General features: G+C 68.9%; 8 protein-coding genes. 5 read left to right on the top strand and 3 right to left on the bottom strand.

Annotated elements, in window-relative coordinates; genetic code table 11:
- The first annotated feature begins 1 nt into the window (after position 1).
- Together WMF20_RS47995 and WMF20_RS47990 are read left to right on the top strand one after the other, a co-directional pair.
- A complete protein-coding gene (locus WMF20_RS47995; RefSeq protein WP_437608556.1) occupies positions 2 to 502 on the top strand; it encodes an SRPBCC family protein in 501 nt (166 codons plus the stop codon).
- A gap of 564 nt (positions 503 to 1066) precedes the next feature.
- Positions 1067 to 6037 carry an AAA family ATPase gene (locus tag WMF20_RS47990; protein ID WP_437608554.1) on the top strand — a complete coding sequence of 1657 codons (4971 nt, stop codon included), beginning with the start codon at positions 1067 to 1069 and terminating at the stop codon, positions 6035 to 6037.
- Positions 6038 to 6191: 154 nt separating this feature from the next.
- Here WMF20_RS47990 and WMF20_RS47985 read toward each other — a convergent pair whose 3' ends face one another.
- The 3 genes from WMF20_RS47985 to WMF20_RS47975 form a co-directional block, all read right to left on the bottom strand.
- Positions 6192 to 7163, bottom strand: coding sequence for a terpene synthase family protein (locus WMF20_RS47985; protein ID WP_129580521.1), 972 nt, complete (start codon positions 7161 to 7163; stop codon positions 6192 to 6194).
- 51 nt (positions 7164 to 7214) lie between these two features.
- Positions 7215 to 8492, bottom strand: a complete 1278-nt coding sequence (locus WMF20_RS47980; protein ID WP_437608551.1) for a cytochrome P450 — start codon at positions 8490 to 8492, stop codon at positions 7215 to 7217.
- Between the two features lie 1370 nt (positions 8493 to 9862).
- Complete coding sequence (locus tag WMF20_RS47975; protein ID WP_437608549.1) at positions 9863 to 11056, bottom strand: serine hydrolase domain-containing protein; 1194 nt, start codon at positions 11054 to 11056, stop codon at positions 9863 to 9865.
- 189 nt (positions 11057 to 11245) lie between these two features.
- On the opposite strand from WMF20_RS47975, the gene WMF20_RS47970 reads away from it, so the two are divergent.
- The 3 genes from WMF20_RS47970 (at position 11246) to WMF20_RS47960 (ending at position 14458) form a co-directional block, all read left to right on the top strand.
- A complete protein-coding gene (locus WMF20_RS47970; RefSeq protein WP_437608547.1) occupies positions 11246 to 11914 on the top strand; it encodes a TetR/AcrR family transcriptional regulator in 669 nt (222 codons plus the stop codon).
- Between the two features lie 54 nt (positions 11915 to 11968).
- Complete coding sequence (locus WMF20_RS47965) at positions 11969 to 12733, top strand: SDR family NAD(P)-dependent oxidoreductase (protein ID WP_437608545.1); 765 nt, start codon at positions 11969 to 11971, stop codon at positions 12731 to 12733.
- Positions 12734 to 12937: 204 nt separating this feature from the next.
- Positions 12938 to 14458 carry an ATP-binding cassette domain-containing protein gene (locus tag WMF20_RS47960; RefSeq protein ID WP_437608543.1) on the top strand — a complete coding sequence of 507 codons (1521 nt, stop codon included), beginning with the start codon at positions 12938 to 12940 and terminating at the stop codon, positions 14456 to 14458.
- Positions 14459 to 14498 lie beyond the last annotated feature (40 nt).

Genomic DNA, 14498 nt, shown 5'->3' with positions numbered 1-14498 from the left:
GATGGCGACCGACGTCGTCCCGCCGCTGCGGCGCTCGCTGATCGTGCCGCTCTCGCAGGCGGACGCCTTCGACCTGTTCGTCCGGCGGATCGCCGACTGGTGGCCGCTCGCCACGCACTCGGTGGGCCGCGGCGCGGCGGTGTCGTGCCACGTCGAGCCGTCGGTCGGCGGCCGCGTCTTCGAGCGGGCCCGGGACGGCACCGAGGCGCTCTGGGGGACGGTCGTCGCCTGGGACGCGCCGTGGCGGCTCGCGTTCACGTGGCACCCGGGCCGCGCGCCCGCCTCGGCGCAGGAGGTCGAGGTGCAGTTCGTCGAGCTCGTGGCGGCGCAGACGCGGGTCGAGGTCGTGCACCGCGGCTGGGACCGGGCCGGCGAGCGCGCGGCGCCGATGCGCGCCCGCCACGACGAGGGCTGGCAGATCATCCTGGCGCGCTTCGAGGCGCTCTCCCGCGACGAGACCGCGCTGCCGGCGCCACGCGGCCCCGGCGGGTGCAACGCCTGACCGGGCCCGCGGTAGGGCCATCCCGCTCTCCCCACATGAGCTCACGCGACACCCGCGTATCCCACCACGAATTCAGCCCCATTCCCTGCCCCGGCCCGCGCCCGCACCGTCGCCGCCGCGAACGCGCGTGGATCACGCCGCGCCTCGCCCGAATTCAAAGGAGCCGATTGCGCTCCTTTCAATGAACCGTCGACATGCCGCCTCGTCGCAAAACATCAGGAGCCCCCCTAAGGAGTTCCGTCCACCCATTCGCTCCGGCGCTCCAACGGGCGCGCGCCGGAGCCGTGACGCGCGGCGTCTCGGCCGCGGAGCCCCACGTGAGAGGGCACGATCCGTGCGGTGGAGAAGCGGCGGTTCGACCTTGACACAAGCCGCTCGTTTCGATTGCTTACGGTGATGCGCCCCGCCGAGCACGTTCGTTCCTCCGGCGGTTCGCGCGCGCTTCCAGCGACGCAGCCGATCTCCGCGCCCCTGAAGACTGCCGTCTTTCCGGGGCCTTCCTCTCGATACAGACCGAACGCCGCGCCGGATCGATAGTCCTTATCATTCCAGGGGGTAGCAGTCATGGTGGAACTACTGAATCACGAGCTGCTCGACACGCTGCACGACGGAGCTCGCAGCAGCGTCTACCTCGGCCGGAAGAAGAGCACGGGCAAGATGTGCGTCATCAAGGTGGCGCGCAAGGGCGTCAATGGCACCCGCAACGTCGCGATCCTGAAGCGCCAGTACGAGATCACGCGGAACCTCGACCTGGATGGCGTCGTCAAGGTGTACGACCTCGAGGTCCGCCTCGATTACGCCGCGCTCATCATGGAGTACTTCGCGGGCCGCTCGCTGCGCTCGGTCATCGACGAGGGCATCGCCGGGGGCGGCAATGGCCGGGGCATCGGGCTCGCGCGGTCGGTCCGGATAGCGCTCCAGCTCGCGGACACGCTCGGCGCCATCCACGAGCGGAACATCATCCACAAGGACATCAAGCCCAGCAACATCATCGTCGACAGCGACGTGAGCACGTCGAAGCTCACGGACTTCTCCATCGCCTCGCTCCTGCCGGGGGAGCGCGCGGCGGTGTACGACCCCTGGTCGGCCGGCGAGGGCACGCTCCAGTACATCTCGCCCGAGCAGACGGGCCGGATGAACCGGTCGATCGACTTCCGCTCGGACTATTACTCGCTCGGCGTCACGCTCTACGAGCTCACGACGCGGCGCCTCCCCTTCGAGACGACGGATCCGCTGGAGCTCGTGCACCATCACATCGCGAAGACGCCCGTCGCGCCGCACCTCCTCCGGCCGGAGATCCCGGAGGCGCTCTCCAGGGTCATCATGAAGCTCCTGTCGAAGACGGCGGAGGAGCGGTATCAGAGCATCTTCGGCCTCAAGGCGGATCTCAAGGCCTGCCTCCACATGCTGGAGCACGGCGCGCCGGCGCTGGACTTCGTGCCGGGGAGGAAGGACAAGCCCACGAGGCTCCAGATATCGCAGCGGCTCTACGGCCGGCAGGAGGAGGTGGGCGCGCTCCTCTCGGCGTTCAGGAGCATCAGCGGCGCGGGGGGAACGTCGGAGCTCGTCCTCGTGGCCGGCTACTCCGGCGTGGGCAAGTCGGCGGTGGTGAGCGAGATCCACAAGCCGATCGCGAAGCAGGGGGGCTATTTCGCCGCCGGCAAGTTCGACCAGTTCACGCGCAACGTCCCGTACGCCGCCGTCATCGGCGCGCTGCGGGAGATCGTCCGGCAGATCCTCACCGAGAGCAAGGACGAGCTCGCCGACTGGAAGGCGCGGATCCTCGCGGCGGTGGCCCCGAACGGCCGCGTCATCGCCGAGGTGATCCCGGAGATCGAGCTCATCCTCGGCGAGCAGCCGCCCGTCCCGGCCCTGGGCTCGATGGAGACGCGGAACCGGTTCAACCTGACGTTCCGGAGCTTCATCGGCGCGATCGCGCAGAAGACGCGGGCGCTCGTGCTGTTCCTCGACGATCTCCAGTGGGCCGACACGGGCTCGCTCAACCTCATCAGCGTCCTCCTGGAGGACGCCGACATCCGCCACCTGCTCCTGCTCGGGTCGTACCGCGACAACGAGGTGGACGACGCGCACCCGCTGCGGGTGATGCTGGGCGCGCTGCCGCGCAGCGGCGCGCGCGTGCGCACGATCGCGCTGAAGCCGCTCGCGCCCGAGCACGTGAACCAGCTCGTGTCCGACACGCTCGACGCGCCTCCCGGGGAGTGCCGTCCGCTCTCGGACATCATCTTCGCGAAGACGCACGGCAACCCGTTCTTCACCATCCAGTACCTCGAGAGCGTCTGCCGCGACGGTCACCTGCGCTTCAGCTCGGAGACGGGCGCCTGGACGTGGAACATCGCCGACATCGAGCGGATGGACGTCGCGGACAACGTCGTCGATCTCATGGTCCGGCGGATCCAGGGGCTCCGCGCGGCGACGCAGCAGGTCCTGAAGCTCGCCGCGTGCGTCGGCAACCAGTTCGATCTGAGGATCCTCGCGCTCCTCCACCACAAGGACCTGCGCGCCACCGACGAGGATCTCTGGGACGCGCTGGACGCGGGGCTCGTCGTGCCCGTCGACGGCGACTACAAGATCGCGCGCTTCCTCGACGACGACGACGACGAGGGCCCGGTCACGTTCAAGTTCCTGCACGACCGCGTGCAGCAGGCGGCCTACAAGCTGCTCACGGAGGTCGAGCAGGAGAGGACCCACCTCGAGCTCGGGCGGCTCCTGATCCGCGAGACCCCGATCGAGTCGATCGAGGAGCGGATCTACGACATCGTGATGCACCTCAACATGGGGGCGGAGCTGATCGTGGACCGGCGAGAGCGCTTCGAGACGGCGCTGCTCAACCTCAAGGCCGGTCAGAAGGCGAGGCGGTCCACGGCGTACGGCCCTGGGGTGCAGTGCCTCCGCGCGGCGGCGGCCTTCTTGCCGGAGGACGCGTGGGAGGCGAACCACGATCTGTCGCTCGCCATCTACACGGATCTGGTCGAGCTGGAGTACCTGACGATCAACTTCGATCGCGCGGAGGCGTCCGCGAAGATCGTCGAAGAGCGCGCCAGAGACGTGCTCGAGACGATCCGGGTCTACGAGACGCGCATTCAATTTTACATATCACAGAATCGCATGCACGAGGCCATCGAGCTCGGCCTGCGCGTGCTCACCATGCTGGAGGTCCCGCTGTCCGAGGCGCCGCCGGCCAACGTCGACATCGCTCGCCTGGCGCAGCTCCCACCGATGAAGGACAGGCGGATGCAGGCGGCGATGCGCATCCTCGCCTCCGTGAACCCCGCCGCCTATCTCGCCAGACCCGCCCTCGTCCCGACGCTCGCGTTCACGATGGTCGACATCTGCGTGCGGCACGGCAACTCGCCGCTCGGCGCGTTCGGTTACACGATCTACGGGCTCATTCAGTGCGGCTTCCTGAACAACATCGATCTAGGGTTCGAGTTTGGTCGTCTCGGGATCGAGCTCGTCCGCCGCTTCGGCGCGGTCGAGATCGAGTCCAAGGTCTACGCGTTGAACTACATGGTGCTTCACCACTGGAAGCGGCACGCGAGGGAGACCATCGAGCCGCTTCGGCACGGCATCCAAGTGGGGCTGGACACGGGAGACATCGAGTACGCCGGATACAACTCGATACACCATGCAACCTACCCGCTGTTCATCGGTGAAGAGCTGGCGTCGGTCGAGCAGCGCATGAAGCACTCCGTCGACCTGTCGCTCAAGCTGGACCAGCAATACCAGCTCTATTACGTGAGGATCTGGCGACAGCTCGTGCGCAGCCTCCGTGACCCTTCCGCCAGCAAGCGGCTGCTCGCCGGGGAGAGCTTCGACGAGACGACGATGATGTCCTGCCTGGGCCACAACCGGCCGTCGATGTTCTCCCTGCATCTCGCGAAGGGCATGCAGCTCTACTTCTTCAATTACCCGAAGAACGCCCTCAGCTGCCTTCGCGCCGGAGGAGAGTACCAGGACGGCGCCGCCGGCTTCATCACGCTCGTCGAGCACAATTTCTATCAATCGCTCTCGGCCCTCGCCGCTTTCGATGAAGTCTCGAAAGAGGAACGGAGCGCCGTGCTCGCCGGGGTCGAGGCGAACCAGCTGAGGCTCGGAGCGTGGGCGCGCTCTGCCCCGCAGAACAGCCAGCATAAGTACGATCTAGTGCAAGCAGAGCTGGCGCGCGTGAAGCATGCGGTGGTCGAGGCGATGGACCTCTACGACCGGGCGATACAGGGGGCCCGGAAGCACGGTTACATGCATGAAGAGGCGCTGGGGTGCGAGCTGGCGTCGTCCTTCTACCGCAGGCTGGGCCGGCACGAGATCGCACAGCACTACCTGACGATGGCCTACCGTGGCTACGCGCTGTGGGGCGCTGACGCGAAATGCCAGAGCCTCGTCGCCACGTTCCCTCAGCTGCTCCTCGAGGGGACGGCCGAGCAGCCCACGTCCGTGACAACGACGTCCAGCCACGACGGAGCGATCCTCGATCTGCTCAGCGTCATCAGGGCGTCGCAGGCCCTGGCGAGCGAGATCGTTCTGGAGAAGCTGCTCGGGAGCCTCATGACGCTCGTGCTGGAGAGCGTCGGCGCGCAGTCCGGCGTGCTGGCCCTCGCTCGCGGGGGATCGCTGTTCGTCGAGGCAGAGGGCACCGTGGAGCCGCAGCAGGTCAACGTGCTCCAAGGCGTCGCCATGGAATCGTTCAGGCGAGCTCCGCAGTCTATCGTGAGCTACGTGCAACGCACGTTGAAGAGCGTGCTCCTGGACAACGCGGCCGATGAAGCCAAGTTTTCAGCGGATCCCTACATCCGAGACGGACAGATCAAGTCGCTGATGTGTCTGCCGATCCTGCGGCAGGGGCGGCTGGTCGGCGTGCTCTACGTCGAAAACAACCTGTCGACGGGAGCGTTCACGAAGGCTCGTTTCGAGCTCCTGAGCCTGCTCTCGACGCAGGTCGCGATCTCCATCGAGAACGCGAAGCTCTACGAGAGGCTTGAGCAGGAGGTCGCCACGCGCACCGAGGAGCTCCGGGTGTCCAACGAGCAGCTCCGTACCGTGAACGACAGGTTGCAGCTGGAGCTCGCGGAGCGCGTCCGCCTGCAGGAGGAACGCGTCCAGATGCAGGAGGAGATCATCCAGACCCAGCGGGAGCGCCTCTTCGAGCTGTCGACGCCGTGCATCCCTATCACGGACGAGATCATGGTGATGCCCATCATCGGGACCATCGACGACAAGCGGGCTGCACAGATGATCGAGACCGCGATGGAGAGCGTCGCGTCAAGCTCGGCGAAGGTCGTGATCGTCGACATCACTGGGGTCAAGAGCCTAGACACGAGCGTGGCGAGCCGGCTGATGAGCCTGGCCAGGGCGCTCGGGCTACTCGGGAGCAAGGCGATCCTGACCGGCCTTCGTCCGGCCGTGGCGCAGAGCCTGGTCGCGCTCGGCGTCGATCTCGGCACGATAGAGACGCGGGCCAACCTGAAGGCAGGCATCGCGTACGCGATGAGGCGGACGTCGTCGAGGCTCTATGCATGAGCAGCGCTGTCCGGCGCTTCGGCTGGCATCGACCTGGTGAACCCACGATGGATGCACGAAGCGTCCGGCGCGCGCTCGGCGCCGCCGGCGCCTCCCTGCGCGCCTCGGTCGGGTCGGCCCGCTCCGTAGCTCGCCCGGGCGGGCACGCGCGCCGTCATCCTGCGTGCGCGAAGGCTACGCCTGCGAAGGCCCTCGACTCGGCATACCGGTCGGCGCCGAGCGCCCAGCGCTGATTGCCTGCGATCATGGAATCGACACCGTCGAGGTATTGACGAACCTCGTTGCTTGCCGATGAAGAGAGCAGCTTCTGCTTGATCAGCTGGTATTCCGCGATCCGGTCGTCGTGCATGCGCCACAGCCGCGAGATGGCTTCCTCCAGGGTCGACCCCGTGGCATTTCGGAGAACGATGATCAGATTGTGGACATCGCCGGACCGCAGCTCTTTCTCGAGCGAGAAGTAGTCGTTCGTCCAGCAGAGGATGTCGTTACAGATCTCGCGGACGCTCTGTAGCAATGGATGCTGGACGATCTCCAGCGGCAGCGGCCGTTCGAGCAGCAGCTCCAGCAGGTCGCAATAGGCGTAGACCGCTCCGCTGAAGCGCCGCATCATCAGGTATTCATCCACCGTGGGGATCCTCTGGCGTATGCGATTCTTCACCTCCCACAGGTGAGCCTCGTAGTAATGCTGACAATGCATGAGCCAGCGATTGAGGACGAAGTGCGGGTAATCCCTCCTGATACGATCGCGAACGTCGAGCAGCCCTCGCATCAGCTTATCGCTCCTGTCGGCCTCGACGTGCCCGAAGAGCTCGCCCAGATACTTGTCATTGAGCCTCGCGGCGAGCTGCGGATCCTTGCTGAGCTGACCGTCATCGAAAGCGTCGTCCAGTAAAAACAGCGCCGCGGTAAAGTCGGACGCCAGCTGTAGAGTCCGCAGGTCCGCCGACGGGAACAACCACGCCGCGAGCGCAGCGACGCTGGCCCCTTTGATCCGCGAGATCGCACGGTCGTCATGTGCCAGCTGGAGCTGGTGGATCCATTGCAAGGTCCGACGCTCGACGACGTTCACGTCAGGATGACACGATGCAAAAAACGGATAATAGAAACAGGTCTTCTTCGCGTTCACGGATCTACGGCTCCATCGAAAAGTAATCAAGCGGCAAGACAAATCCGTCGCTCACGCGCACTGTGCCCATGGGCGAGAGACCGCCTCGACCGGAAGCTCGAGCGGGCAGCGAGTGTTGAGGGACATATTCCAATCGAGGCGCTCGGTTCGGAGCTCGAAGCGACGAACCTTCCGCAGGAGCTCTTCCAGCACCACCCGGGCTTGTGTCCTGGCCAGGGGAGCCCCGACGCAGAAATGGGCACCATGCCCGAAGGCCAGGTTGGCTTGCACGCGGCGCTCCGGGTCGAAGCGGTCCGGATCTGGGAACCGCGCCTCGTCACGCAGGCCCGAGCCGACGAGCAGCAGCACGGCGGATTGAGCGGGCAGGCGCACGCCCCGCAGCTCCGTCTCGGCGAGCGTGAGCCGAATGGTGGCGTGTATCGGAGGCTCGATACGCAAGACCTCCTCGATGAAGGGCGCGATGAGCGCAGGCTCGTCTCTCAATCGATCCATCCACTCGGGGCGTCGAGCTAGCGTCAACACCACCTGGGTCATGAGCGTCACGGTGGTCTCCAGCCCGGCGACCAGGAACAGAAAAATGAAGCCGATCAGGTCGTCGTCCGTGAGCTCGTTGTTATCCAGACGGGCTCGCAAGAGATCGCTCAACCAGTCATCCTCGAGTTGAGATCGGCGCTTGGCGAGTAGAGCCTGTGCGTACCGCTCCATCTCGTCGAGCGAGCCGCGCACCTCGTCGAGCCGCGCCCGATCCTCAGGCGAGACGCCGCTGACGCCGACGATGTCCGTCGCCCAGCGCTTGAAGTGCTGCTTGAGCGATGGATCGAGCCCGAGCAGCTGTGCGAGCACACTGACCTGCGCGCGAAGGGCAAAGTCGGAGATGAACTCGACCGTGCGTCGCTCCACGAGCTCGTCGGCGAGCCTTTCGGCCGTGGAGCGCATCAGCGGCTCCAGCGAAGCGACGGTGGACGCGGTGAAGGCGCGGTTGATAAGGCTACGCAGTTGACCGTGGCGCGGCGGGTCCGCCATGAGCAACGAGCGGGACAGGGGGTTATGTCGCCGCAGATAGGGAGGCTCGGAGGCGAGGCGCAGCCCCGCCGACGAGAACACCTGCGTATCCTTCAGCGCGGCGACGACGTCGTCGTACCGCGTGACGACCCACATCCCGTTCGGGTCCACCTGGCACACGGGCGACTCGCGCCGCAGCGCCGCATAGAAGGGGTATGGGTTCTCTCGCACATCGGGGGCAAACAGGTTCAGTCGAGTCATTGCGCTCTTCCTGTGACGTGGGGAGGACACGGCCGCGACGCCATGGCGGCGCACGTCCACCAGCATGAGTTTCGTACTGCCTCAGACGCCGTTCTGGGCCGCGCTATGGCGTTGGTCGACGCTGCTCCGGGAGCAGCTTGCCTAGCGCTGGAGAGAGCACGAATCGGACGACTCAGGACGCATATCCGCAATACTCTGGTGCGTGGCCACCTGGGCGCATCGCTCGCCTGCAAGGCGCTTCGCGGTCCGCCGCGCGGCGCGAGCCAGTGGCTCGGCTCCCGCGTGGCGCGGCCGCGTTCCTCGGTCGTCGTCACGCTCGCGATGATGCGAGCGCGCGACTCACGAGCGCCTGAACTGCAGCGAGGGCATCTCCCGGTGCATCATGAGACCAGAGCCAACGAGAGAACCGTTAAGCTCTCTTCATTGCTGCGGACGTCCGATGATTCGTCGGTGCTCCTCCATCTGATGACAGCGTGGTATATACCATGCGGACAAATGCGCAACTGTAATCTTTGTAGGAGAATTCCTCACGACGACGTTCGCGCGTTCGTCCGCGTCGGTCACGCGTTCGGTCACGCGTTCGGTCACGCGTTCGGTCACGTGTTCGGTCACGTGTTCGGGCGCGCGTTCAGTCGCGTGTTCGAAGCGGCGCGCATACCGAGTCTGCAGACGCGGTGGCCGACGATGGCAGCCAGGCAGCGTAAATAAAAATACATTTCTGCGTGCCCGACGCGCGTTCATCCCCATGGAGGCGGCGTCGGCGAGACCTGCTGCACCTGGACGACACTGCAGTGGCCATCCGGTGGAGATGCATTGCGACCCCTGGCCCGTGACGACCGGATGATCCGCATGAGATCTCGGGAGCGACTGTGCAGCAATGAAAGCCGCGCTCACCTCGGGTTTCATCTCTGAATGCATGACGCGGGGCACGGGCACGTCGCCTCGGCGCGCGCTCCAGGGAGCGCGCGTCATCGACGACAGAGCCTCAGGCATGCGTTCGATCGAACGCCCGTGGCCCTTTCCAGAGATGCTGGCGGCGAAGTAGTTCACTTTCGATGTGACGCGCATTGCAGCGAGACAGCACTGCAGGACGTCGTGCTCGCTCGCTATGCAAAATGAACGCCTCGCTCCGTCCGGAGCGCGATCGCCGTTCCCGGAGGCCGTCGCGACGGCCGTGACGCGGCTCGATCGATCCCGCGCGCGGCTGGCCGCACCCCGCGCGCGCCGCCGCGTCGCCGGGGCGGCGGGCGCTGGACGTGGCGCGACGTGGCGCGACGTGGCGCGACGTCGCGCGCGGCCGCCGAGGACCAGAGCCCTCGGCGGCGGGGAGATTTCAACAGGATCGCGGGAGAGCGGGAGGGGGGCGGGAACAGGAGATCATGGATCTCCGGCACTCCATGGCAACGTGCACGGGGCCGTGCGACCACCGCCGGCGCTCAGGCGGCGGTCTTCAGGCACCCGTAGAGCGCCGACGCGAGCGTCTCGGCCCGCGCGTCGGTCGTGAGCGCGAGGACCATGCGGTTCGGGATAAAGGCGAAGCCGACCCGGGAGACGGGATCCGCGAAGCCGATCGCGCCGCCGAACCCGGGGTGGCCGAACGCCTCGTCGTGCGGGCCCATGCCCACGCTCGCCGAGGGCCGCATGTAGCCGAGGCCGACCCGGAGCGGGTTCCCCCAGATGAAGTCGTTGCCGTCGTACTGCACCTGGGTGTGGCGAGCCGTGGAGTCGGCCGAGACCACCCGGACGCCGTCGAGCTCTCCCCCCGAGGCGAGCATGGCGTACAGCCGGGCGACGCCGCGGGCGGTCCCCACCCCGCTGCGGGACGCGAGCTCCGCCCTCCAGAACGTCGGGTGGTTCATCCCATCCCGGATCAGGTCGCCGAAGCGCCGGCCGGGGCTCATGAACATCGCCTTGCCGGGCGGCGTGTCGGCGTTGATGAACTTGTAGAACTGATCGGTATCCGTGATCGGATCGGGGCTCATCCACGCGACCCGGTGGTGCTCGGCCTCGGGCAGCCCGATCCAGTACTCGGCCCCGAGCGGCCCCGTGATCTCGTCGCGCAGGTAGGTCCCCAGGCTCTTGCCCGTGATGCGGCGGACGATCTCGCCGACGAGCCAGCCGTAGGTCGTCGTGTGGTAACCACACTGCGTCCCCGGCTCCCAGACCGGCGGCGCCGCCTCGATGAGCCGGACGATGGCCTGGTCGTCGAGCAGCGTCTCGGGGCGGTCCAGGCGCACGCGCAGCTCGGGGTCGGGGAACCAGGGCAGACCGGCGCTGTGGCCGAGGACCATGCGCACCGTGATCGCGCCCTTGCCCTCCGCCGCGAACTCCGGCCAGTACGCGGCGACCGGCGCGTCGACGTCGAGCTTCCCCTGGTCCGCGAGCCGCTGCGCCACGAGGGCGGCGATGCCTATGCCCACGGCGGCCCCGCACGCGAGCGTGTCCGCGGTCCACGGGACGCCGGGGCGGGCCTCGCCTCCCCAGAGGTGGGCGACCTCGACGCCGTCCACGTAGGCGCAGAACGACGCGCCGGCGTCGCCCTGTCGCGTGAGGTTCTCGACGAACACGTCGCGAACGCGCTCGAAGCCAGGGGCCACGCTTCCTTGGATCATCGGCTGGGTGCTGGTCACGGATCGGTCCTTGGTAGAAAGGGGGTGCGCGGGGCGGGTGCCGCCCTCACGCCTCCATCATCGCCCAACTCGCCCGCCACCGCCCATCTGGCGGCGCGGACGGCGACGCGGTCGCGTCCGCGATCCCGCCCACAGGCCGGCGGGCCTCCTTGACCATGCGACCGATCGGTCATATGACTGATCGGTCGCATGCCGAAGAGCACGTTCTTTGGGCTGCCCGAGGAGCGGCGGGACCGCCTCGTGCGCGAGGCGATCGCCGAGTTCGCGGATCGGACCTACGCCGAGGCGTCGCTGTCGCAGATCGCGCGCCGCGCCCGCATCCCGAAGGGCAGCTTCTATCAGTACTTCGAGGACAAGCTCGATCTGTATCGGTGGCTGCTCACCGAGGAGGCGCCGCGGCGCAAGCGCGAGTTCGTGGGCGCCGCGGCCGTGGAGGGCGACTTCTGGGCGCGCCTCGAGGCCCAGATCGAGCGCGGCATGGCGTTCCTCGTCGAGCACCCGCGCCTCGCCCGCCTGTCGGCCGCGGCCGCGGACCCGACGGCGGACGCCGAGGTCCGCGGCCTGCACCGGGCCATCTGCGAGGCCGGCGTCGCCGAGCTCCGGGCCCTGCTCGAGCAGGGCCTCGCGAGCGGCGCCCTCCGCGCGACCGACACGAGCCTCGAGGTGGCGACGCGCCTGGTCTCCGCCGTCGTCGGCCCCGGGCTGACCGAGGTCGTGCTCCAGGAGCTCGGGGCCGAGCTCCACGAGGTGCTGGCCTCGGACGCGCTGCGCAAGCAGCTCGGCCCGAAGCGCCGCCGCCGCCTCGCGCAGCAGGCGGTGCGGTTCATCCGGAGCGGCCTCGGCGCGGACGCCGCGTAGCGCCACGCGGCCTCGGCGCGGACGCCGCGTGGTTTCACAAGGAAGGGAGCTGTCATGATCACGTACGATTTCTCCGGGCGGGTCGCCCTCGTCACCGGGGGCACCTCCGGCATCGGCCTCGCGACGGCGCGGGCGTTCGCGCGCGGCGGGGCGCGGGTCGCGGTGGCCGCGCGCGGCGAGGACGCCGGGCGGCGGGCCTGCGCGGCGCTCGAGCGGGAGGGCGCGCCGGCGCTGTTCGTGGCGACCGACGTGCGGGACGAGGCATCGGTGCGGCGCGCCGTGGAGCAGACGGTGCAGCGCTTCGGCCGGCTCGACGTCGCGGCGAACTGCGCGGGCGTGGGCGGCGACATGGCGCGCCTCGAGGACGCCGACCAGGCGGTGTGGGACGACGTCATGGCGGTGAACGCCCGCGGCGTCTGGCTGGCCATGCGGCACGAGATCCCGGCGATGCTCGGGTCGGGCGGGGGCGCCATCGTCAACATGAGCTCGATCTACGGCGTCGCCGGGAAGGCGGCGCACCACGCGTACGTCGCGTCCAAGCACGCGGTCGTCGGGATGACGCGCTCGGTGGCGCTCGAGGTCGCGCCCCGGGGGATCCGCGTGAACGCGCTCTGCGCCGGCGTCACCCGCACGCCCGCGATGGAGCAGGCCGAGGCGTTCGCGCCCGAGCTGGTGCGGGCGCTCGTGGCGCAGCACCCGCTGGGGCGCATGGCGACCGAGGACGAGATCGCGGGCGCCGCGCTGTGGCTCTGCTCGGAGGGCGCCGGCTACGTGACCGGCGCCGCGCTCCCGGTCGACGGCGGCTTCCTGGCCGCCTGAGCGAGGGGGCGGGCGGTTGCGTGGGCCGGGGCCGTCTGTTACAGAGTGCGGCTGACGCAAGAGGAGAGTGCTCCGGTGAAGATCAGCTCCTGAATCGGTCTCCGTCGCGGGCCGCGAGCGCGCCAGGTCGCATGAGCCCTGGCGCGCGGCGCAGCCCGCCCGTCCCGTGACCGGGCCGCGTGGCCCTCGGATTCAGGAGCTCTTATGCCGTCATTGCGGGCGCATCGCCTCACGTTTGCTTATTCCGACGCGTCCCCGATCCTCACCGACGTCGATCTCTGCCTCACGCCCGGCTGGTACGGGATCGTCGGGCCGAACGGCGCCGGCAAGACCACGCTCCTCCGGCTCTTCGCCGGAGATCTCGAGCCCGACGCCGGGGGCCTGCGCGTCGAGCCGCGGGGCGCGACGATCGCGGTCTGCCCGCAGGCCGTGGAGCACGCGGACGCGGCGATCCGCGCGCTCTCCGAGGCCGAGGACGGCCTCGCGCGCCGGCTGCGCGGCGAGCTCCTCCTCGACCCGGCGGAGCTCGAGCGCTGGGCCACGCTGTCGCCGGGCGAGCGCAAGCGGTGGCAGATCGGCGCGGCGCTCGCGGCCGAGCCGGACGTGCTCCTGCTCGACGAGCCGACGAACCACATCGACGCCGACGCGCGGGCGCTGCTCGTCGGCGCGCTCGGCGGATTCCAGGGGATCGGCGCGTGCGTCTCGCACGATCGCGAGCTCCTCGACGCGCTGACGGTCGGCACGATCCGGGTCGACCGGGCCGCGGCGCGGCTCTACCCCGGCGGGTACAGCGCGGCCAAGGAGCTCTGGGAGGCGGAGGCGCGCGGCCGCGAGGAGGCGCACCAGCGGCTGCGCGCCGAGGAGCGGCATCTCCGCCGCCGGCTTGGCGAGGAGCGGCGGACGCAGGCCGCGGCCGACGCGGAGCGGAGCACGAAGAAGCGGGTCAAGGGCCCGCGCGATCACGATGCCCGCGGCATGCTCGCGGGCATCCGGGTGGCCGCGGCCGAGGCGCGGCTGTCGCGCACGGTGGGCGTGACGCGGCGCAAGCTGGAGAAGGTGTCGGCCGAGGCGGGGGAGCTCGAGCTAGAGAAGGCCGTGGGCCGCAGCGTGTTCGTCGATTACGAGCGGTCGCCCGCGCCGTGGCTGTTCGTGCTCGACGCGCCCGAGATCCGCGCCGGCGGCGACGGGCGGGCGCTGCTCCGGGACGTGCGGCTCAGCGTCGGCCGCGAGGACCGCATCCGGGTCGCGGGCCCGAACGGCAGCGGCAAGACCACGCTGGTGAAGGCGCTGCTCGAGGGCGCGCGGGTGCCGGCCGAGAAGGTGCTCTATGTGCCGCAGGAGCTCGGCGAGGCCGAGGAGCAGGCGCTGCTCGCGCGGGCGCGGCGCCTGCCCCCGGAGGAGCGCGGGCGGGTGATGTCGCTTGTGGCGGCGCTCGGGGTGGAGCCGGGGCGGCTGCTCGCGTCGGCGCGGCCGTCGCCGGGCGAGGCGCGGAAGCTGATGATCGCGCTCGGGCTCGGGCAGCACGCGTGGGCGCTGGTGCTGGACGAGCCGACAAACCACCTCGATCTGCCCTCGATCGAGCGGCTGGAGCGCGCGCTCGCCGACTACCCGGGCGCGCTGCTCCTCGTCACCCACGACCGGGCGTTCGGCAGGAGCTGCACGTCGATCCTGTGGACGGTGGCCGAGGGCGAGGTGCGGATCTCGTCCGACGACGCCGGCGCGTGACGATGGGATCGCATCGGATCGCGCGCCGGCGCCGCCCGGG

Source organism: Sorangium sp. So ce834, from assembly GCF_051521425.1.
In the GTDB taxonomy this organism is placed as follows: Bacteria; Myxococcota_A; Polyangia; order Polyangiales; family Polyangiaceae; genus Sorangium; species Sorangium cellulosum_D.
This window is presented reverse-complemented; position numbering and strand designations above follow the sequence as displayed.

Coding starts and splice junctions, on each gene's coding strand:
- WMF20_RS47995 (WP_437608556.1), top strand. CDS start 2: ATGGCGACCGACGTCGTCCCGCCGCTGCGGCGCTCGCTGATCGTGCCG.
- WMF20_RS47990 (WP_437608554.1), top strand. CDS start 1,067: ATGGTGGAACTACTGAATCACGAGCTGCTCGACACGCTGCACGACGGA.
- WMF20_RS47980 (WP_437608551.1), bottom strand. CDS start 8,492: ATGCTGGTGGACGTGCGCCGCCATGGCGTCGCGGCCGTGTCCTCCCCA.
- WMF20_RS47970 (WP_437608547.1), top strand. CDS start 11,246: ATGCCGAAGAGCACGTTCTTTGGGCTGCCCGAGGAGCGGCGGGACCGC.
- WMF20_RS47965 (WP_437608545.1), top strand. CDS start 11,969: ATGATCACGTACGATTTCTCCGGGCGGGTCGCCCTCGTCACCGGGGGC.
- WMF20_RS47960 (WP_437608543.1), top strand. CDS start 12,938: ATGCCGTCATTGCGGGCGCATCGCCTCACGTTTGCTTATTCCGACGCG.